Consider the following 18809-nt stretch of genomic DNA (forward strand, 5'->3'; position numbering starts at 1 on the left):
AATCAACTCAGCTGCGCCAGAAACTCCTCCTCCGTTAACACCTGAACAGTGCCCAGCGCCTGTGCTTTTTTGAGCTTAGACCCGGCTTTCTCACCCACCACCAGCACATCCAGATTGCCACTTACGGCGCTGATATTTTTGGCACCGGCTGCTTCCGCTTTGGCCTGTGCTTCCTTTCGGCTCATTGTTTGAAGGGAGCCGGTAAAGAGAATGGTTTTGCCGACAAAGGGCCCGTCACCGGAAGCCGCTTTGGGGATATCATCTTCGGTTTGCTTCAGATTGACGCCAAGGGCTTCCATCTCCTCCAGCATTTTGATGTTGTGCTCGTCGTGAAAGTAGTGGGCAATGTTCTCCGCGACTACCGGCCCGACATCCTTGATATTGGTGAAATCCTCAGTGGTCCATTCCCGCAGGTCCAGCACATGCTGGATCTCCGCTGCGATAATTTTAGAGACCTTGCGCCCCAGGTGATGAATGGCGAGGCTGTGCAGCAACCGGTGAATAGGGTTTTGTTTGGCCTTCTCAATGGAGACTTTTAGGTTGTCGGCTGACTTTTGCCCGAAGCCTTCCAGTTGGGCAATTTGGTCGTAGTCCAGGCGGTAGACATCAGCAATCGTGCGCAACCACCCAAGCTCATAGAACCGCTCGATGATGGACTTGCCCATGCCGTCGATGTCCATAGCGTTTTTGGAGACGTGGAAGATAATCTGCTGCAGGTTTTGCGCTCCGCACACACAGGTAGGGCAGCGCCATGCGGCTTCCCCCTCTGCCCGGACCAGCTCCACCGGCTCATCCGTATCATTCACCGGGCAGGTCCGCGGGAATTTGATCGGTTGTTCGGAACCGTCCCGGAGCTCGTCCATTGCTTTGACGATGTAGGGGATGACGTCACCGGCACGCTCAACCAGCACCGTATCTCCAAGGTGCAGGTCTTTGCCGGTGATGAAGTCTTCATTGTGCAGGGAAACGGAAGCGACCGTTACGCCCGCCAGTTGCACCGGCTCTACCTTAGCCACCGGAGTGATGGATCCGATTTTGCCTACCTGATACTCTACATTCAACAACTTGGTGGTCGCTTGTTTGGCTTTGAATTTGAAGGCGATAGACCAACGGGGATGATGGCTCGTATACCCGGTCCGCTCCTGCAGTTCCCGGTCGTTCACTTTGACCACCATGCCGTCTATTTCGTAGGGGTATTCCTCCCGCTTTTCCTGCCACTTCAGGCAAAAATCCACCACCTCCCTGATGTTTTTGCAAACCTTTCGCTCATCGCCTTCCGCCGGTACCTTAAAGCCCAGCTGATGCAGCATATCCAGGCTCTCCTTATGGGAGTTGAAGTTGCTCAGCACGCTTTCACCGTTTTCGCCGGTAGCAAATCCAAGCGTGTAAATGAACGCTTCCAGCCCGCGCCGGGCCACTTCCTTAGGGTCCTTCATGCGCAGGGCACCGGTGGCGGTGTTCCGGGCATTGGCAAACAAAGTCAGCCCCTCCTTTTGGCGGGTGGCATTGATCTCCTCGAATACATCCTTCCGGATGAGCACTTCGCCTCTAAGCTCTGCTTTTTGAATACCGTATTTAGAAAAGGCGGCTTTCAGCGGTACAGACCGGATCACACGGGCATTGGCGGTCATTTCTTCGCCCATTTGCCCGTTGCCCCGGGTAGCGCCGCGGACCAGTTGGTCATTCTCATACACCACCGCTATGCTGCCCCCGTCGAATTTGGGCTCCACAGCGTATTCGATGTCCTGCTCCTCCGGGATATTGGCGTAGCGCTTGATCTGCTTATCAAATTCCACCAGATCTTCCTCATTGTAAGAATTGGCCAGGGACAGCATGGGCGTGAGGTGCTCCACCGACGGGAAGTCCTCAATCAGATCGCTGGAAACACGTTGCGTGGGAGAGTCCGGGGTAACCAGGTCAGGATGGTCCGCCTCCAGTTTTTCCAGCAACTTATAGAGCTGATCGTATTCATAATCGCTCACGACCGGATCATTGAGGATGTAGTACCGGTATTCATGATAGACAATCAGCTGCCGGAGCTCATTGATTTGCTCATCCGGTGATTGCTGGTGCAAGGCACTGCCCGCATTCAGGAATTCCTTTGACAGGCTGTAAAGCGATTGCTGTTCTTCTTTGCTATACATATCAGATGAAGTGCTTTAGCATAATGATTTCCCGCTCGGTGAGGTGGCGGGAGAAGCCTCTGGGCAGGTCCTTTTTGGTGAGCCCGGCGTAGTAAGAACGGTCGAGCCGTTTGACCTCATAACCCAGGTGCTCAAAGATACGGCGCACAATCCGGTTGCGCCCAATGTGGATTTCGATGCCGACTTCATTTTTTTTGCCGCCACGCAGGTAGTCCACGCCGTCTACCGGAGTAGGGCCGTCTTCCAGCTCAAGCCCCTGCCGGATGGCTTCAATATGCTCCGGGGTAACATTTTTGTCGAGGGTGACCTGATAGAATTTCTTAATCTCATGGCTGGGGTGGGCCAGTTTTTTCGCGAGGTCGCCATCGTTGGTCAACAGCAGCAGCCCGGTAGTTTCCCGGTCGAGGCGGCCTACGGGGAAAATGCGTTCCGGGACTTTATCGCTTACCAGGTCGAGTACCGTTTTGCGCCCCCGGTCATCACTTGTGGTGGTAATATAGCCCCGGGGCTTATTGAGCAGCAGGTACACCTTGCGTTCTTCCGGTTGGATCAGTTCACCTTTAAAGCGGATTTCATCCCCTTCCTGTACCTGATAGCCTGGTGAACGTTCTACCTCTCCATTCACCGTGACCAGCCCGTTTTTGACGTGGTCGGCAGCTTGCCGGCGGGAACAGATGCCAGAGTGTGCCACGTATTTGTTGAGGCGCATGCCCTCTACTTCCGGCTTTTCATGGACCGGTCCTGGTTTAGCAGGCTTTGCAGGGCGTGGATTTTGTGAAAAAGAACGGTTGGGCTTTTTGCGGCTGTTATTCTTGCGGTTGCGGTCGTGCTTTTTGGGTGGCGGCATATACGGATGGCTTGGCTTTGTTTGAGGGGCAAAGGTACGGAAATTGGGGGGATACTGCTTTATGCCAAATTCTTTGGTCAGCAGGTTCGGCCGGAAAAGAGCACAGAGGGCACACTAGGTGAGCATACGGGCATCAGCGAAGGTCTCTGTAAAACAGATCCTCAGGAATTTATGAATCAGCTTAGGGTAAGCAATCGTTCAGGTTAATGTGGCCCCAGGGTGTATCCAATGCTCAATTGTGGCGATAGTAACAATCCGTTTTCCTGGTCATAAGTATTGAAGAATAAAATGGGGTTCGCCTCCAGGTTGAGATATGCCTTTTCAGCGAAAGCCCATTGTATGCCAAGATGAGCGAGTCCTGCAAAACCCATTGGATTTCGGTTAACCGTAATGCGGATATCCTGACCATTAAATGCAGTATGCCCGAAAGCAGCGCCAAAGCCAAAATAATAACTTAGTTTTTCGAGGGGCTGATGCTTCCAGATTATTGAGTGGCTAAGCCCCAATCCCTCTATCCAGTTGCCATTTAGTGCCATACCGACCCGCGGGATGAGATATAAACTCTGGTTTGAAGCGCGTTGCCATCGGTATTGTGCATGCAGGCTATAGCCGGTGCGTAGATTGCTGTTCCAGTTCCGGGTAGCTGCCCAGCCGCGTAGACCAATGGCCAGACGATCTGAGAATCCATAAGTCAGTTGTCCGCTAATGCCAGGAGCAGCTAAACCTTCACTGTGGGAAGGTCGGGTTTCGGGTAAAAGCTCAGCACTGCCCTGCAAGTCGATCTGGTTTTCTGAAAGCGGTCGGAAAGGTAGGCTGACCGCAGGGCTGTAGACGAGGCTGCGGCTGCAGCTTTGGAGCACAAAGACAGATAGTAAGCATATAGTATATGTTTTCATAACAATGATTCAGTTGATGATTTGACCGAAAATACGGTCTTCCGTCATGTGGGAAGAAATCAGAGCAAGGGTTAACCTTGCGTTAGCTTGCTTAAGGTTTTAGATCATAAACGCTCCCGGAGTTTTATCGCTTCCGGTTCGAAATAATTTAAAACCTACCTTTTAGCCAGCACCGACAGGAAAAGGAATTTCAATACGATCGCAGTTTCTCCTCCAGCCCTCTCAAGTCCGCCGGCCCGGGGACATAGGGCTCCACAACCTGCCCATCGATCAGCAGTAGGTGCCGGGGGAGGACAATTGGGCCACCTCCATAAAACTGTTCAGCAATCCATTTTCGCAATACCGTCCCCGCCAACACATGGCGCCCGTTAAGCTGATAGCGTTCAATCGTTTCCACCCATCGCGAATAATGATAATCCGGATCATCAATTGAAATATACAATCGGTTGTACCCGTTGGCATTGAGTAGGCTATCGGCAGCTTTGTTATTGGCAAAACCTTGCGGACAAGGCTTGCACCAGGTGGCCCAGAGGTCGATGTAGTACTTGTCTAATTTTCAGGTTAACTCCCTGATTCACAAAAGTGAAATCCGTCATCCTGCCAATATCGTCTATGATGCCTGTACGCCAGGGCTGATCGTGGGGCGGAGGCGGTTGCGGTTCTGATTCCTGAACGATTTCGGCGTAGCGAACCGGGTTCTTATTGCGGGCAGCAGATAAGGGCTGCAAGTAGCGGCTCGACGGGTAGATAGTCTTGAAGTAAGCCAGCACAGGCTCCCGCGTACGGTCAAATTCCGGGCCAATCAGTGAGGAGTAGGAAAAATGCAGGTAGCGGGCCAGCAAAAATTCACGTAGTGTATCATTGGGTTCCAAAATAGCAGGTGCATATTTCGCAGGGATGTAAAAGAGTTGCCCATTAACTTCCACTGTAGTATCGGGCAGGTTTGCGTATCGTTCAGCTTTCAGTTCCCGGAGCCATTCGTAGCGAAGCCAATCGATACGGCGAAACGCATATGCTGCGTCCCGAAAAGGAGAAGCTGCTGCGGGCTTCCCATATCGGAGGAGCTGTTCCGAAAGGTTAATTTTTTTCTCTGTAGTAAGCGCCTCGTCAGATTTCCCCCACCGGTCATGGTACAGGCTATTGATGAGGCTCTGACAGATGTACTCCCGGAAGTGCGCGCTTACAATCGCGTGAAAAGCGGTATCAATCTCATCCCTGTGCAGCAAACTGTCGTAAGGGTGAAGGATGGATTCAATTTTAGCAATGATGGTATCTGGCAGGTTTGGCAGCGTGGGCTGGAGGTCATAAAACTGCTGCAAAAACCGGATAGGAGGGGAGTATTGCCGGTCGAAAACAGCCCGGGCTTCGTAGCCAGCTGCATTAGGGCCCTGTACGTGCAATTCAAGTTCCCGACTACCAGAGAGGTACTGAAAATCCAGCTGAACGCTATCGCCGGGATACAGGTAAAAGGTGTGGTACTGCCTGGGTTGGGGGGCGTACTCCTGCGGCAGCCCGATAGTTACCGCCCGCATCTTTTCAGCCGGAAGGCTCAGTCGGAAGGACTGCTTTTTTAACAACAGCGTATCGTAAGCTCGGGGCAGCTCGAATTCGCCTGCATTGGTGTAGAGAATGTTTTGAAAGGGATAGTCGGCGGGCATCTGCCCAATAATGGTGATCTGAGCCAATAAACTTCGGTAAGAGAGCACGGACAGAAAGGCGAGTATCAGTAATGGGAGATGTAGTTTTTTCATAATAGTGTGGGTTTCTGCTCTAAAAATACGGAAAAATTGTAGAGTACCTGTAAAGTAAGCCCCGGCGAATTCCGTACTGCCGGGAACTTTTTTGTCCTCCTGGCCGGTAGAAAAAGGGGTAACTTCACCAGGGTTTGCCCTGATGGAAGTGAGGGAGGAGTTGGGAGGTAAATCTCGGGTAGTAGCGGCATTAATTTCTTATCTTTGAACGTATGAAGTATCCAATTGGCATACAGGATTTTCGAAAGCTTAGGGAAGGCGGTTATGTTTATGTGGACAAGACCATGAACTTATATCGTATTCTGGAGGGTGGGAGTTACTTCTTTCTCTCCCGGCCACGCCGCTTTGGCAAAAGCCTGTTACTTTCCATCATAAATGAGCTGTATAGAGGCAGCAAGGAGTTATTTCAGGGGCTTTGGATTGAAAACCACTGGGATTGGGAAGGGGAGTACCGGCCTGTAATTTGGTTGCGGTTTGCTTCCTTCAACTACAAAGATAACGAGCTCAAAGCGGCCATTTGGGAGGGCGTGGAGGAAGCCGCCGAAAGCTTGGGGATTGAATTGGATAATCGTGAACTTACGCACCCACTTCAACAGCTCATTCAAAAAGCGTATCATCACTTTGGTCAGAAAGTGGTATTGCTCATCGACGAGTACGACAAGCCGATCATTGACTACCTTGACGAACCTGAAAAGGCAGAAGCTAACCGGGATACGCTAAAATGGTTTTATTCGGTTTTAAAGGATAGCGACCCCTATCTGGAGCTCGTTTTCGTAACCGGCGTTTCGGCCTTCAGTAAAGTCAGCATCTTTTCTGACCTCAACAACCTGTATAACCTTTCTCTCGTAGCCCCGGCCCGAACCTTGCTCGGCATCACGCAGGAAGAGCTGGAGCACTATTTTGCGCAGCCCTTGAAAACCGTGGATAAAGAGGAGGTCCGTCGTTGGTATAATGGTTATTCCTGGGGCGGCACAGAGAGAGTGTATAATCCCTTCTCTATTCTTAGTTTTTTCCGGGGTGGGGGAGAGTACCGAAATTTTTGGTTCGAGACCGGTACACCGACCTTTCTCGTAAAAGAAATGAAGAAGCGCAGCTACTTCAACCTGAGGGATACGCTTGCCACCCAGCATGACCTCAATAGTTTCGACCTGCGTAATTTACAGCCCATCCCCATCCTTTTTCAAACGGGATACCTCACCATTAAGCACTATGAGCCGGCAGACTTGGTTTATACCCTGGATTACCCCAACCAGGAAGTCCGGCATTCCCTTCAGGAAGTGCTTTTGAAAGAGTACCTCGATTATCCGTCTGAGAATCCGGTACCAAAAGTATTGCGGCTGCGGGAGGCAATGCGCTCCGGTCATTTAGAGGAAGCTTTTCAGATTATCAATTCGGCTTTTTCAGAAATTCCTTACGATCATTGGAAAGGGCAAACGGAGCATTTTTACCACGCTGTAGTAGCTTTGATTTTTTCATTGTTAGGGACCTACATTCGCTCAGAAGTACACTCTTCCCGCGGCCGCTGCGATGCGCTGGTGGAAACGGCTGATCGTGTTTATGCGCTTGAGTTCAAATTGGATAAAAGTGCGGGAGAAGCGCTTCAGCAAATTCAGGATAAAGGATACCTTGAGCCCTACGCGGACTCACCCCGGCAAAAAATTGCTGTAGGTATCAATTTCTCTTCAGCCGAGCGGCGTATTGTGGAATGGGAAGCGGTGGAGCTATATTTTTAAAGTCCGCTTCTGAGCATTTACTGTTCGTGAGATAGCACATGCTCAAGAAATAAATACTGATATGTCATCTCCCGGATCCGCGTCCGGTAGGGGATATTGCCCGGATGATAATTTCTGCCCAAATGCAATAGCACCGGAGCATCGTTGGTCTGCAGGGCGCGGTACCGGGCGGCTGCTTTCATGATTTGCCAGTAGGGCGTTTGCAAATCGTAGAGGCCGCCCAGCATCAGGATGGGCGGATAAGCCTGTACTTTGATGTTTTGGTAGGGCGAGTAAGCCTGCAGCGCCTGAAGTTCTGCCGGGCGGTCGGGGTAGCCCCATTCCGGGTATTCCAGGCTGGTAAGCGGGAGGAGGCTGTCCAGGGAAATACCGAGGGCATCGAGAAAGGGGTAGTCCAGAATAGCAGCGTCAAACAGCTGAGGGTGCTCATTAAGGGTGGCGGCGGCGATCAGTCCTCCGGCGCTCTGCCCGTAGGCGAAGGTTTTGGAAAGTTGAAGCTCCTCTCGGACGTACGTGGCGCAGGCCAGATAATCTGAAATACCCACAGTTTTATTGGCTCCCCGGCCCGCCCGGTACCACTGCCAGCCTTTAGCACGGCTGCCCCGTACGCTGGCCTGCGCCACCACATAGCCCTCGTCCATCAGCAGGCGCTCGTACTCGTCAAAGTTAGCCTCGCTGAAGGCACCGTAGGCACCGTATACGGATAACAGTACGCCTTTGGTGGCCTTCACGTTTTTGAAGTCGCTCCGGTAGCTGAGCCGCAGGGGTACCCATTCTCCATCCTCTGCCGGAACCTTATAGAGGGTGGTTTCATAAGCGGCTTCCGGTGGGTTGCGCAGGCAATCAATTGGTTGTTCCGTGAGCTGCCGGGTAGTCAGATTAATAGTATACTGAGTGAAGGGCTGATTGGGCGATTCAAAGTAGTACTGGCAGGTGTTGGAAGCGTAGTCGGTAACTTTGTCCAATTGCACGGACCCATGAAGTTCCGGCAGGGAGAGGCTGTCCTGCAATGCCCCATTTTTGGATAACAAATACAATTTGACTTTGGCCCGGTCAATCGCTTTGACCAGAAGGTAGTCCGCTGTGGCACGCACTTCGTCAAGGGCTACTGTAGGAGGGGCTGTCCAGAGTATTTGGTCCGAATGGCCATCTGTTTTTAGAATGCAGGATTGGAATGCGGTATCCCTTGCTGCCAGGTAGTACAAATCCTCGTCGAAATAGAAATCGGTGCTGTACCAGTCTGTGCCGTGCAGGCGGAGGAGTTCTACACCTGCGGTACCCTCTTTGATCCTGAATAATTCATTGCCATTGCTGTTCAAACAACTGAGCAGCAGGGTGCCCTGCACTTCATATAGCTCTAATTCAAACTCAGGGTCAGTCGCCTCAAACAGCAGCCGCCTGTCACCGTGCTGAGGCTGGTAAGCATAGCAGGCATAGGCGCGCTTGCTTTCGTTCACAACAGTATAGACCAGCGTATTTTCACTAAGCCATTCCATTTCGTACAGCTGGTCAGAAAGGGAGTCTACCCGGTTGGAGGCAAAGGTTTTCACCCTGCCGGCTCTGGCATAGGCATCACCGTTGCTCAGGGTAAATGCAAGACTCCCATACTCCGGACTGGGCTGGTAGGAGCGTAAGCTTTTGCCATCAGGCAGGTCAGTGGTAAAGCTGAGGAGCATTCTGGGCTCACTCCCGGTGCTATCGGTCAGGAACAGGCCCCGGTTATCCCGGTAGACATATGGATGCCTGGGTGGTGTGGAATTGGTATCGCAGCGCCCCAGCGTCATTAGCATTTTGCGGAAAGCGGAAAACTGCTGCCGCTTCCATGGGATGTATTCATTGAAAAAGTAGCAGTTTTCGGTATTGATGTAGGCCTGGGTTTGGTTGTCCCGTCTCTCCATCCACCGGTAGGGATCAGCGATAAGCCTGCCATCGGGCAGCAAAAGCGTATCGGCTTGTGCATTGGCCACAGGCGGGAGCATTTCCTCTTTGACGAACCACCTGCTCCACTGCTGATGCAACGGCCCTTTCCGTTCAAGCGACTGCACATCCCCGGCACTTAACTCAGGGTACCGCGCGGTCTGTTCAAACGCCTGCCAAAGGGAGTCTTTGTATTCGAAAGGGAAGGTGGCCAGGCGTGCATCGCGCTGATCATGCAGCAGTTGGTCATCTGCCTCATCGAATGGGGATGCATCGGGTTCAATACCTTGTACCCAAAGCTGCCGGGTAAGCCGGTAATTGTGGCTCAGGCGTTGGAAGACAGGCTGCCCCGGACTGAGGAACTCCGCGCGGCTGATGTGCTGCTCCGTCTTGATGTTTTTGAGAAACCAGCGCCCATTTTGCTTCTGGTAATCAATGGCGAGCGTACTGCGGTCGGGAAAGACCTGCCAGGCGCGGTGTCGTTTATAGTTGTCAAACCGGGCCAGGGGAGAAAGCTGACATCGGATAGCGACCACGGCAAAGCTTTCAATGTCGACATAGATGATTCCTGAAAAGATCGGGTCTTTCATACGCTGATGCCAGCCTTGAAAAATAGGATCTTCACCAGGTAAAGGCTTGAATGTAATGGCATAGCAGGGGTGGCCGTTGAACATTACCGCACTTGATTTAGCGTAGGCATATTTGTCGCGCATAGTAGGATCCATGAAATCGGACCGGTACTTCACTTTGTCCTGAGAAAGCAGCGCAAGGGGCCCACCTTGTACATGTGGGTGCAAATCTTCGGTACTGCTGTTGTCACTTAACCGGACGCCCAGCATTTTGCATTGATCCTTCACCGTGTTGTAGTATTTGAAATACATGGGGTTGGAAAGCAGCACAAAGTGGTTGGCAAAGCGGTTGTCGGCCCGCCCCTCGTAGGCGCCATCGTAGTAGTGCCGGAAGGAGCGCCTGGTAAACCAGCGGCGGGGGTAGGGGGTGTAGTAAATATCGGCTATGGCTTCATCTACGGTAGCCAGTTGCCCGCCTTCCGAAAAGGACTCCCGGTAAAACGTATGGAGCTGAACCGCATCCCGGCTGTAATTTTTACGAATGGACTTGATAGCGTTGCGGACGATTTCCTCTGCGCTCAGATTTTCCGCCTGCCCTTTGATTTCAGCGGCTTCCAGCAGTACGGGTTTGGGCTGTAGCCCAATGCGCAGTTCCTGATCTGAGGGTTGCACCTGAATGATGGTATCCCGGTACCCTACATAAGAAAGAGTCAACTGATCCCTGATGGGCCCTCCTTTCGGAAAATGGAGCAGGGCTTTTCCTTCCAAATCAGTGGTTGTCCCGGTCTTGCTTTCTTGCAAATAGCAGTGGGCGAAGGCCAGTGGTGCACCGGATGTTGCGTCTGACACTGAAACGGGCAAGTGGTTTTGGGCAAGAGCCATACAACCCGAAAGGAGAACGAGCAGACAGGTAAGAAAGTAGCGAATAGACATGATGACGGGGCTTTACCTGTTCAAACGCCAGCGCCCTCTGTTCCTATATTAACCCTTGTTGTTTTAACCGTCACTAAAACGGAATGTCCTCATCATCATTCATCTTAGAAGGCCGGGTGATGATGTTGGGCGCCTGTGGGTCCCCAAAGGTATCCCCGGGCAGGTCGCCAAAGTCAGGGTCATCGAGGTCGGAAAAGCGCGCGAACTCGGCTTCAAAGCGCATGCGGACGGTTTCCAGGGCACCATGCCGGTGCTTGGCGACAATCAGCTCGGCTACGTTTTTGAGGGACATGCCTTCCTCGTCTTCGAGAATATCATAGTATTCTGGCCTATATATAAATGCGACGATGTCAGCATCTTGCTCTATAGAGTTGTGGACAATGATGTCGTTAGCCACAAAGTTGTGTACCCCTTCTATGGTAGCATCATATACATCTTCTTCTTTAAGGGGAGTGATTGATTTTATTTCATCCCAGAAAATATCAAGATAACTCCAAGTGACTGCAATCCGGTCTCCCGGGTTCAGGTCTTCCAATGCAGTCCAGCCTTCCAGTTTCCGGAAAGGGTGGTTTGCGCTAGCTTTTATAGTCCTGCCACTACGTGTTGTCAGTTCGTAGGTCATTTTTCTGCCTGAGTAGAAGGCCCTAGTAAGCGTATGCGCTCCAATTTTATAATCGTCGCTCATCGCCAGAACTTTAACTGGAGATTGTTCCTTTCGTTCAGCCAATTCTTTTATGGTCATGAGGCGACCCGTGTCGGCATCCTGTAGAATGGTATCTCCTGTTAAACATCCCGATTCCCTCAAATCCGACAGCTGCGGCCGTTTGCTGCCCCCGCGGGTCTCCACCGCCCGGCTTAGCTGGGAAAGGGCGATGACCGGCACATTAAGTTCTTTTGCCAGGCCTTTGAGGGCACGAGAGATGGCACTGACCTCCTGTTCCCGGTTGCCGCGCTGATTGTCCCCGCCACCACTCATCAGCTGCAGGTAGTCGATCACGATCAGGTCGATGTCGTGCTGCATCTTCAGGCGGCGGCATTTGGCCCGCAGCTCGAAGACGTTGATGCCCGGCGTATCGTCAATGTAGATGGGGACTTCGCTCACTCGCTCCAGGGCGGCATTGAGCTGTTCCCACTCGTAGTCCTCCAACTGCCCGTTACGCATTTTCATACCGGAGATCTCCGCTTCCATCGCAATGATACGCTGAGCGAGCTGCAGGGCAGACATCTCAAGGGAAAAAAAGGCGACTGCTTTTTTGAAGGTCATGGCGGCGTTACGGGCCAGAGAGAGGGTGAAGGCGGTATTATGCGTAACGGTCATGTCTTCCAGTAGGAAGCGCCGGTTGCCGTCAATCTCAAACCCGTAGTAATCGTCTACTTTATCGTACTCCACCTGAATACCGGTTACTTGCCAGTTGATCAGGCTCTTCCATGGATTGGCTTGTTTGCGTTTCACTTTGACCGGCACTTCATCCAGATTGCCATAAATCCGGAGCCGGTAAACGGTAGATTCATAGCCGATGCTGCTGATGACCGCCTGCTTGGGCTTGAAGCTGACCCGGTAGCCAAGGCTGTCGCAGAGGAATTTGATTTGGCGGGCCAGCGCTTCGTTCTTTTGGGTGATTTCATACCCATTGGACTGCACAAGATAGTGCCCGTCGCTGTCAATCAGCCCGGCAAGCAACTCCAGCCGCTTTTGACGGCTATTGATAAGGTAGGCTTGTGGAATATGTTTATTTTGCAGGAGCTCCATTTCCCGGAGTACGCCCTGAATACTGTACCCATGCCGGCCCTCTGCCCGGTTGCTGATCCGGTGTTCCGGGCATTTTCCTTCCTGCTTGTAAGTGACCAGCTCCAGCCCTTTAGCCTGAGCCAGTTCCTCCAGATAGGCAACCACCTCCTCATCCTGATTGATAATGTTACTTTTGTAGGAAGACCCATCACCCAACCATAATCCGAGAAAGTAGGGGGGGAGTGGAACCGCCTGTTCCGGAAAGTCGACCGCAACTTTATAGCCTTTGTAATTACTCTGGAATTTAGCAGACATTGCCAGGTAGTCTCTTACCGAAATATCAAGAATGCTGCCATGCTCCCCTTTACCTTCCTGACGGCTCTTCTTCAGGGAAAGGATATGGCTTTCGTTCACCCGGTAATCCTTACCCTTGTTTTGCCGGATCCAGTACATCTGTTCCCGGCCTCTGGCAATCGTCAGGACGCGCCTCGGGGTAGAATCGTCACCCATGAGCAGGTCGCCGGGCACCACGTCCTCTACTTTCTTTAGGCTGCCATCGTACATTAGCACCTTAGTACCTTTGCCCAGGCATTTTCCCATGCCCGGACGCGCTGCCAAAATGATCAAATCTGACCGCTGCAGGCCTGAAGTCAGGCGGTCCAGGTCGGTAAAGCCGGAAGGTACTCCGGTCAGGCCATCTTCCTTCTTGCGCAGCTCCTCCATTTGCTTTTGGGCCTTGGCGGCAAGGGAAGACATGCTTTCCACGCCACGGCTCATATTCTGCTGAGCAATGGAAAAAAGCCCCTGCTCGGCATCATCCAGTAGTTCAAAAACATCTGTGGAGTCTTCGTAGGCGTCGGTGATGATTTTGGTGGATACGGTGATGAGCTCCCGCTGCACAAATTTCTGAGCAATGATACGGGCGTGGTATTCGATATTGGCGGCGGAAGCGACTTTATTGGTCAGTTCTATGAGGTAGTAAGGGCCGCCGGCAGCTTCCAGGTCGCTGGTTTTCTTCAGTTCTTCCGTGACCGTGAGCAGATCGACAGGCTGCGATTTCTCAAACAACCGCATCATAGCCTTATAAATCAGCTGATGGGCATCCAGGTAGAAACTTTCAGCCCGTAAAATATCAAGGACTACCGTGAGGGCTTCCTTATCCAGCATAATGGCGCCAAGTACGGCTTCCTCCAGGGGCACGGCCTGTGGCTGCACCTTTCCGAACACGAAGTTGGAAAGGTCTTCCTTTTTCTGCCGCCCGCCTTTTCGGTAGGCTGGCTTATTGCCGTCCTGATATTTGTCGCCCGCCATATTTTGCTGTGCTGTTTTTTTGCAGCTTACAAAGCTAAGGCATTCTGTGCACAAACGAGGTGAACCCCTTTCACTTATTGCTAAGAGCCCCTGTTGGTAACTGGAGAAAAGATGTGGAAAAAAACCAAGCTGGGCTACTGGTAAGCCTTTAGGAAAGTGTTGTATTGCTCAAGGGTAGACTGCCCAATAGCTTCAGCCAGGTGAATGAGGCCTAATGTGGCATCCAACTGGGCCTGAGGGTGGTCTGCAGCCTGATAAAAGTCTACGGTAGCAATTTGCTGAAGGAATTGATTGCCCTGCTCCAGGTACATGTTTTGCAAATCATAAAGCAGGGAAAGCTGCTGCACCAGTTCGGGGTCAAAATGTTGGGTCGCTCCGGTAATCTGAGCCATTTCCCAGGCGGCCCGGCTCAAAAAGGTTTGGTCGTAGCCTAGTTCCAGATCGATGCCATCTGCGGTGCCCTTCAGTTTGATGGTGTCCTTGGCGGCAGAAAGCTGTTGGCTTCTCAAGCGGTTATCTTTAAGGTTGTTTTCGAGGGCCGATCGGTTTTGTTTTACTTCAAGAAGGATGGCCTCCATCGTTTTTGCGGCAGCGGCCTCCTGTTTACGCTCCTCATTGCAGTTGTTGACAGCGAGGGCCAGAAAAACAGCCAGCACCACGGCGGGCACTTCCAATAAAACCTGACTTAGTATTGTCTTGAATGCGGTCATACTTTAGGCGTTATGCCTTGAAGATACGACCTTATAGAATGAGAAGGGGCGAAGAAATTGGGAAATTTCCTGCCGCGCAGCAAGGTCGCTGCACGGCAGGGGATCTTCGCGAACAGGGGGCAATCCCCTGCTTAGGCGCGCTGACGCACCTGGTCGATGTAGGCGCTGGCGCCGGGTTGGTTGAGTAGGTTGCTCAGGACTTCCTTGGCACGGAAAAGCTGGGCTTTCACCGTTCCGAGCGGAATATCGAGCTCGGTGCTGATTTCTTCGTAGCTCATTTCCTCAAAGTAGCGCAGTTCGATCATCAGGCGGTACTTCTGGCTGAGGTGGCCGAGCAGCTCCCGCATCAGGCTCAGGCGCTGATTGCGGATGATCTCCTGCTCCGGGTCCAGGGTGTAGGACGGGATGTTGCTGGAGTAATCGCTGCTGTTGTCGCCGTCCATCGGTTCGTCGATGGAAAGGATTTGCAGGCGCTTGCGGCGAATGTGATCAATACCATTATTAATGGCAATACGGAACAGCCAGGTGCTGAATGCGTAGCGGGGCACGTAGCTGGAAAGTTTGGAGAAAGCCTTTTCGAAGGCTTCGATCGTCAAATCGTCGGCATCTTCGCGGTTGTTGACCATCTTCAGCATCATGTGGTAAATCGGCGTACGATAGCGGTTCATCAGCGTTTCGTAAGCGCGCTGATTGCCGCGGATGGCTGCCTTGACGATGCTGTAGTCGTCGTTTGTGGAAGAGATTGTCGTCTGCTTTTGGGTTGGGTTTTGTACTGCTATGTCCATGGTTCCTTTTTTTTGAAAAGGGCTGGCGCGAATATCAGGTAGTACAGGATGAACAACGCATCGAACAAGGGAACCCAAAACACTAGTGAGGGGTCTCGAAGCTTTCTCGTAATGAGGCCGTACATCGCCGTAACCACCACTATCCGTACCAGATAGTTAATGAATACGATGGTTTCCAAATTGTGAAATAGGATCAAGGCAAGACCAAAAACATAGTGCCCAAAGTGGCTCGCTGACAGTGCGCCCAGCAAAAGCTGATGCACCGGGCGGTACCGGGTACCGGTTGATAAATGCCTCGATTTCTGGCGATAGTAGCCTCTCCAACTACTCTTGGCTTTAGAAAAGACGAATGCTTCGGGCGAAAGGATCACCCGGGTATTGTATGGCGTAGCCACCGCGTTGATGAACAAATCATCGTCACCGGAAGTCACGTCCATGTGATCATCGAAACCACCTGCCTCACGATACAAGTGTTTGCGATAAATTAAATTTCGCCCTACTCCCATGTAGGGCATCCCAACGAATGCGAATGAAGAATATTGGACAGCAGAATAAACCGTCTCAAAGCGGATGGTGGCATTTAATATGCCTTTCTCACGAATGTAAGGGCTGTATCCTAAGCCTATTTCGACCCTATCCCGTATGAATGCTTGCATGTGCTCCAGCCATTTGGAGCTAACGGGTCGACAATCAGCGTCGGAAAGTAGAAGAATGCTATGTTTTGCAGCTTTAATGCCCTTGCTTAAGGCTGCTTTTTTCCCACGACTTACTTTGGTTGTAAGATTAGCTATGCGCAAGTTGGGGTTTTTTCTTTTAAATTCCAAAAGAATTTCCAAAGAATTATCCGAAGAAGCATCATTCACAACCAAGACCTCGAAATCGGGGTAATCCTGAGCAAGGAAAAAGGGGAGGTTCTGACGGAGGTTCTCCGCCTCGTTATGAGCGCAAATGATAATAGATACGGGCTCCGGAGGCACTTTGGGCGGCGGTGGCTGCCGGTACAGCGCAAGCCTTGAAAACAACCCCAGCCAGTACAAAAGCTGTACAAAGGTGGCAGCCAGAAACAGGCCCAGCAGGATAGGTTCCATGGCTTCGGGGTAACCCATAGGCTCAGGGGTTAAGGTATTGAAGGGTAGCCTTCAGCAGGGTGGCCCGCTCAGCCTTTGCTTCATCAAGGTGCTTCATGCTTTTGGCCTTTTGCCGGTTTTTGAATCGCGTGGCCACCGGTTGCCATTTCAGGTACAGCCAGCCGGTGAGCGGAAGGCTCAACAGGTAGAGCCATCCTGCTGTGCTTCCCAGCCAGGCGCCTACCGCCCAGGATTGCAAGGCGTAAATAACAGGAAAGGCCAGCAATCCGCACAGAATTTGTACCGAAGCGGTGTAGCCGATGTAAAGGTCGAGCTTTTTGGAAACCAGTTTTGGCAGGTAGCCTGCCAAAAAGTTGTTGGTCAAGCCGTACAGCGCAAAAGGTGCCCCAAGTATCAGGAAAATCAAAGTAGCCGTGCCGGGGCGTTTGGCTACAGCCTCATCGGTGGTCCGGGCAGCAGTGAGCTTTTCCCAATAGGCTTCCTGTTGTTGTACGTAAGCCTTGTAACCCTCGGGAGACTGCTCTGCCTGCTTCCGCAAACCTTCAATCCAGTTTTTCGTGCGCCTGAAATGATCGGAGCCTTTCAGCGGGGGGCTATTTCTTAGTAGTTCTTCTGCCCGTAATATGATGGTATCCTCGGCTTCGTCTTTCGTGTCGATCGTATGATCGCGGATAGCCTGCTCCAGATCTTGCGTAAGCTGCCGGGCGGCCTGTACCTTGTCTGTCCGGTAGGCTTCAGCATAATCCCGCGCAAGAATCGGAGGCGCTGCATTGACCGTCATGCGGGACCGGAAACGATGGGGGTGGTCATAAGTAAGGCCCACGGGTAAAATCCGCAAATCAGTTTCGAAATCGTTCATGGCAGCTGCCCCGAGCAAAATCCGCGCCGTGCCGGTTTTGAAAGGCCGCACCCGCCGTTCCATATCACTTCCGCCCTCAGGGGCAATGAAAAGGCACCCCCCTTTGTTGATGAATTGCTGGCTCTTTCGGAAAGCGTTGGCATTATTGATCGGCTTGCCCTTGGTGTCCTGGGGGCGCTCCACCGGAATGCAATAGAAGGTATTGAAAAACCAGTTGGTAAACGGCGTCTGAAAAAGACTGGCATTAGCCAGAAAATGCACCACCTTGGGTACCCGGCAGGCGGCATTGAGGGGGTCGAGCAGGGTATTGGGGTGGTTGGATACCAAAATACTGCCGCCCCGGTAGCGCAACCGGTCCAGGTTCATCCTAGTGGCATTAGGGTAGTAAACCCGGAAGGAAATCTTGGTAAGCAGCTTCAGGAACTGATATATAAGGTAAAGGATGGGGTTCATCTACACCTGAAAATTTAAGAGGTATTGTTGGATGGTTTCGTCAAAATCGGCAGCCTGACCGAAGTGGAAGCGCACCTGAACCGGCAGGGCAAAAACAGGCAGTTGGTGCTCCTTTATATATTGATGGTGCAACTGCAGGCGCATGGCGTCCTTCTCTGTGGTGAGAATCACCTTTCGGTTGGTCTCCATGCGGTCAAAGTTCGCTTTGAGCTGCCCCACATCATATTTGGTAAAGTAGTGGTGGTCTTCGTATTCCATCGCTTTGATGTGTTCAACCTGCTCCTCCAGGTAAGCCTGCAGGTAGTCCGTCCGGGCAATAGCAGAAATCAGCAGTACCTCCAGTTCCGGCGTAAACTCCAGCCGGTAGCGCGGGTTCAGAATGAAGTAAGGCTGCCCGTAATCGTAATAAGAAAAGTACAATTTCTGATGGGGTAGGGGGGAGATTTCGGCTGTAAAGGCCTGCCGTTCCTCCTCCGATAGCTGCGGCGGGCACTTACTGACAATAATGATATCCGCCCGCTCATAGGCCGAACGCCATTCCCGGAGCCGGCCTGCAGGTAAAAGGTAGTCCCTGGTAAAGGGATGGCTGTATTCGGTGAGCAGGATATTCATCCCGGGCTTCACCGACCGGTGCTGAAAGGCATCGTCCAGCAGTATGGCTTTAGTCTCGGGCCGGGCCATCATGATTTTGGGAATGGCAAAGGTGCGGCTTTCGCAAACCGTGACCATGATTTCCGGGAACTTGCGCTTAAACTGCAGTGGCTCATCACCGGCCTGCTCGGCAGTCATATCGGCGTGGACTTCCAGGTAGCCCTTGGTCTTGCGGCCATAGCCCCGGCTTAAGGTAGCGATGTCGATGTAGTCCTTCAACAATCGGATGAGGTACTCAATATGCGGGCTTTTGCCTGCACCCCCAACCGATAAATTACCAACAGAGATAACCGGAAGATTGAACTCCACCCCCTTGAGCAGCCCCTGCTTGTACAGGAAGTCCCGCACACTGACACCGATGCCGTACAGCAAAGAAAAGGGGGCGAGTAGAATCTGTACAAGTTGTTTTTGTATCATAGCGGCTAAAATAACA

At 52.0% G+C, this 18809-nt stretch carries 13 protein-coding genes; 1 reads left to right on the forward strand and 12 read right to left on the reverse strand.

Translation table 11 applies throughout. The features are described 5' to 3' along the window. Positions 1–2: 2 nt before the first annotated feature. The 5 genes from ligA to IX84_RS12630 all read right to left on the reverse strand — a co-directional run bounded on the left by ligA (position 3) and on the right by IX84_RS12630 (position 5638). Entirely contained in the window at positions 3–2144 is a 2142-nt protein-coding gene (gene ligA, locus IX84_RS12610) for an NAD-dependent DNA ligase LigA (protein ID WP_044221055.1), read from the reverse strand. A 1-nt stretch (position 2145) separates the two neighbouring features. Beyond that, positions 2146–2991, reverse strand: coding sequence for a pseudouridine synthase (locus IX84_RS12615; protein WP_044221059.1), 846 nt, complete (start codon positions 2989–2991; stop codon positions 2146–2148). Between the two features lie 203 nt (positions 2992–3194). Further along, on the reverse strand, positions 3195–3887 hold the full coding sequence (locus IX84_RS32915; RefSeq protein ID WP_152605030.1) for a hypothetical protein: 693 nt from the start codon (positions 3885–3887) through the stop codon (positions 3195–3197). A gap of 190 nt (positions 3888–4077) precedes the next feature. Beyond that, positions 4078–4329, reverse strand: a complete 252-nt coding sequence (locus IX84_RS12625) for a hypothetical protein (RefSeq protein ID WP_044221065.1) — start codon at positions 4327–4329, stop codon at positions 4078–4080. A gap of 43 nt (positions 4330–4372) precedes the next feature. Then, complete coding sequence (locus IX84_RS12630; RefSeq protein ID WP_044221069.1) at positions 4373–5638, reverse strand: hypothetical protein; 1266 nt, start codon at positions 5636–5638, stop codon at positions 4373–4375. Positions 5639–5850: 212 nt separating this feature from the next. Here IX84_RS12630 and IX84_RS12635 point away from each other — a divergent pair, with 212 nt between their 5' ends. Beyond that, positions 5851–7371, forward strand: coding sequence for an ATP-binding protein (locus IX84_RS12635; protein ID WP_044221077.1), 1521 nt, complete (start codon positions 5851–5853; stop codon positions 7369–7371). 17 nt (positions 7372–7388) lie between these two features. Here IX84_RS12635 and IX84_RS12640 read toward each other — a convergent pair whose 3' ends face one another. The 7 genes from IX84_RS12640 to lpxK form a co-directional block, all read right to left on the reverse strand. Further along, entirely contained in the window at positions 7389–10790 is a 3402-nt protein-coding gene (locus tag IX84_RS12640; RefSeq protein WP_081968734.1) for a prolyl oligopeptidase family serine peptidase, read from the reverse strand. 73 nt (positions 10791–10863) lie between these two features. Next, entirely contained in the window at positions 10864–13830 is a 2967-nt protein-coding gene (gene dnaB / locus IX84_RS30970) for a replicative DNA helicase (protein WP_081968735.1), read from the reverse strand. A 134-nt stretch (positions 13831–13964) separates the two neighbouring features. Beyond that, the gene (locus IX84_RS12655; RefSeq protein WP_152605031.1) at positions 13965–14540 is read right to left on the reverse strand and encodes a hypothetical protein; all 576 of its coding nucleotides are present in this window, start codon (positions 14538–14540) and stop codon (positions 13965–13967) included. Between the two features lie 131 nt (positions 14541–14671). Continuing rightward, positions 14672–15325, reverse strand: coding sequence for an RNA polymerase sigma factor (locus IX84_RS12660; protein WP_044221086.1), 654 nt, complete (start codon positions 15323–15325; stop codon positions 14672–14674). Continuing rightward, on the reverse strand, positions 15316–16431 hold the full coding sequence (locus IX84_RS12665; RefSeq protein WP_044221089.1) for a glycosyltransferase: 1116 nt from the start codon (positions 16429–16431) through the stop codon (positions 15316–15318). The genes IX84_RS12660 and IX84_RS12665 overlap by 10 nt, the downstream gene beginning before the upstream one ends. A gap of 4 nt (positions 16432–16435) precedes the next feature. Beyond that, on the reverse strand, positions 16436–17725 hold the full coding sequence (locus tag IX84_RS12670; RefSeq protein ID WP_044221091.1) for a lysophospholipid acyltransferase family protein: 1290 nt from the start codon (positions 17723–17725) through the stop codon (positions 16436–16438). Further along, the gene (gene lpxK / locus IX84_RS12675) at positions 17726–18793 is read right to left on the reverse strand and encodes a tetraacyldisaccharide 4'-kinase (protein ID WP_044221094.1); all 1068 of its coding nucleotides are present in this window, start codon (positions 18791–18793) and stop codon (positions 17726–17728) included. Positions 18794–18809: the final 16 nt, after the last annotated feature.

Origin of the sequence: Phaeodactylibacter xiamenensis, assembly GCF_000759025.1 — a bacterium.
GTDB lineage: Bacteria > Bacteroidota > Bacteroidia > Chitinophagales > Saprospiraceae > Phaeodactylibacter > Phaeodactylibacter xiamenensis.

Excerpts from the sequence above, each read along its gene's own strand:
- IX84_RS12665 (WP_044221089.1), bottom strand. The coding sequence starts at position 16,431 with ATGGGTTACCCCGAAGCCATGGAACCTATCCTGCTGGGCCTGTTTCTG.
- IX84_RS32915 (WP_152605030.1), bottom strand. The coding sequence starts at position 3,887 with ATGAAAACATATACTATATGCTTACTATCTGTCTTTGTGCTCCAAAGC.
- IX84_RS12635 (WP_044221077.1), top strand. The coding sequence starts at position 5,851 with ATGAAGTATCCAATTGGCATACAGGATTTTCGAAAGCTTAGGGAAGGC.
- IX84_RS12640 (WP_081968734.1), bottom strand. The coding sequence starts at position 10,790 with ATGTCTATTCGCTACTTTCTTACCTGTCTGCTCGTTCTCCTTTCGGGT.
- IX84_RS12630 (WP_044221069.1), bottom strand. The coding sequence starts at position 5,638 with ATGAAAAAACTACATCTCCCATTACTGATACTCGCCTTTCTGTCCGTG.
- IX84_RS12660 (WP_044221086.1), bottom strand. The coding sequence starts at position 15,325 with ATGGACATAGCAGTACAAAACCCAACCCAAAAGCAGACGACAATCTCT.
- lpxK (WP_044221094.1), bottom strand. The coding sequence starts at position 18,793 with ATGATACAAAAACAACTTGTACAGATTCTACTCGCCCCCTTTTCTTTG.
- IX84_RS12615 (WP_044221059.1), bottom strand. The coding sequence starts at position 2,991 with ATGCCGCCACCCAAAAAGCACGACCGCAACCGCAAGAATAACAGCCGC.
- ligA (WP_044221055.1), bottom strand. The coding sequence starts at position 2,144 with ATGTATAGCAAAGAAGAACAGCAATCGCTTTACAGCCTGTCAAAGGAA.
- IX84_RS12655 (WP_152605031.1), bottom strand. The coding sequence starts at position 14,540 with ATGACCGCATTCAAGACAATACTAAGTCAGGTTTTATTGGAAGTGCCC.
- IX84_RS12670 (WP_044221091.1), bottom strand. The coding sequence starts at position 17,725 with ATGAACCCCATCCTTTACCTTATATATCAGTTCCTGAAGCTGCTTACC.
- dnaB (WP_081968735.1), bottom strand. The coding sequence starts at position 13,830 with ATGGCGGGCGACAAATATCAGGACGGCAATAAGCCAGCCTACCGAAAA.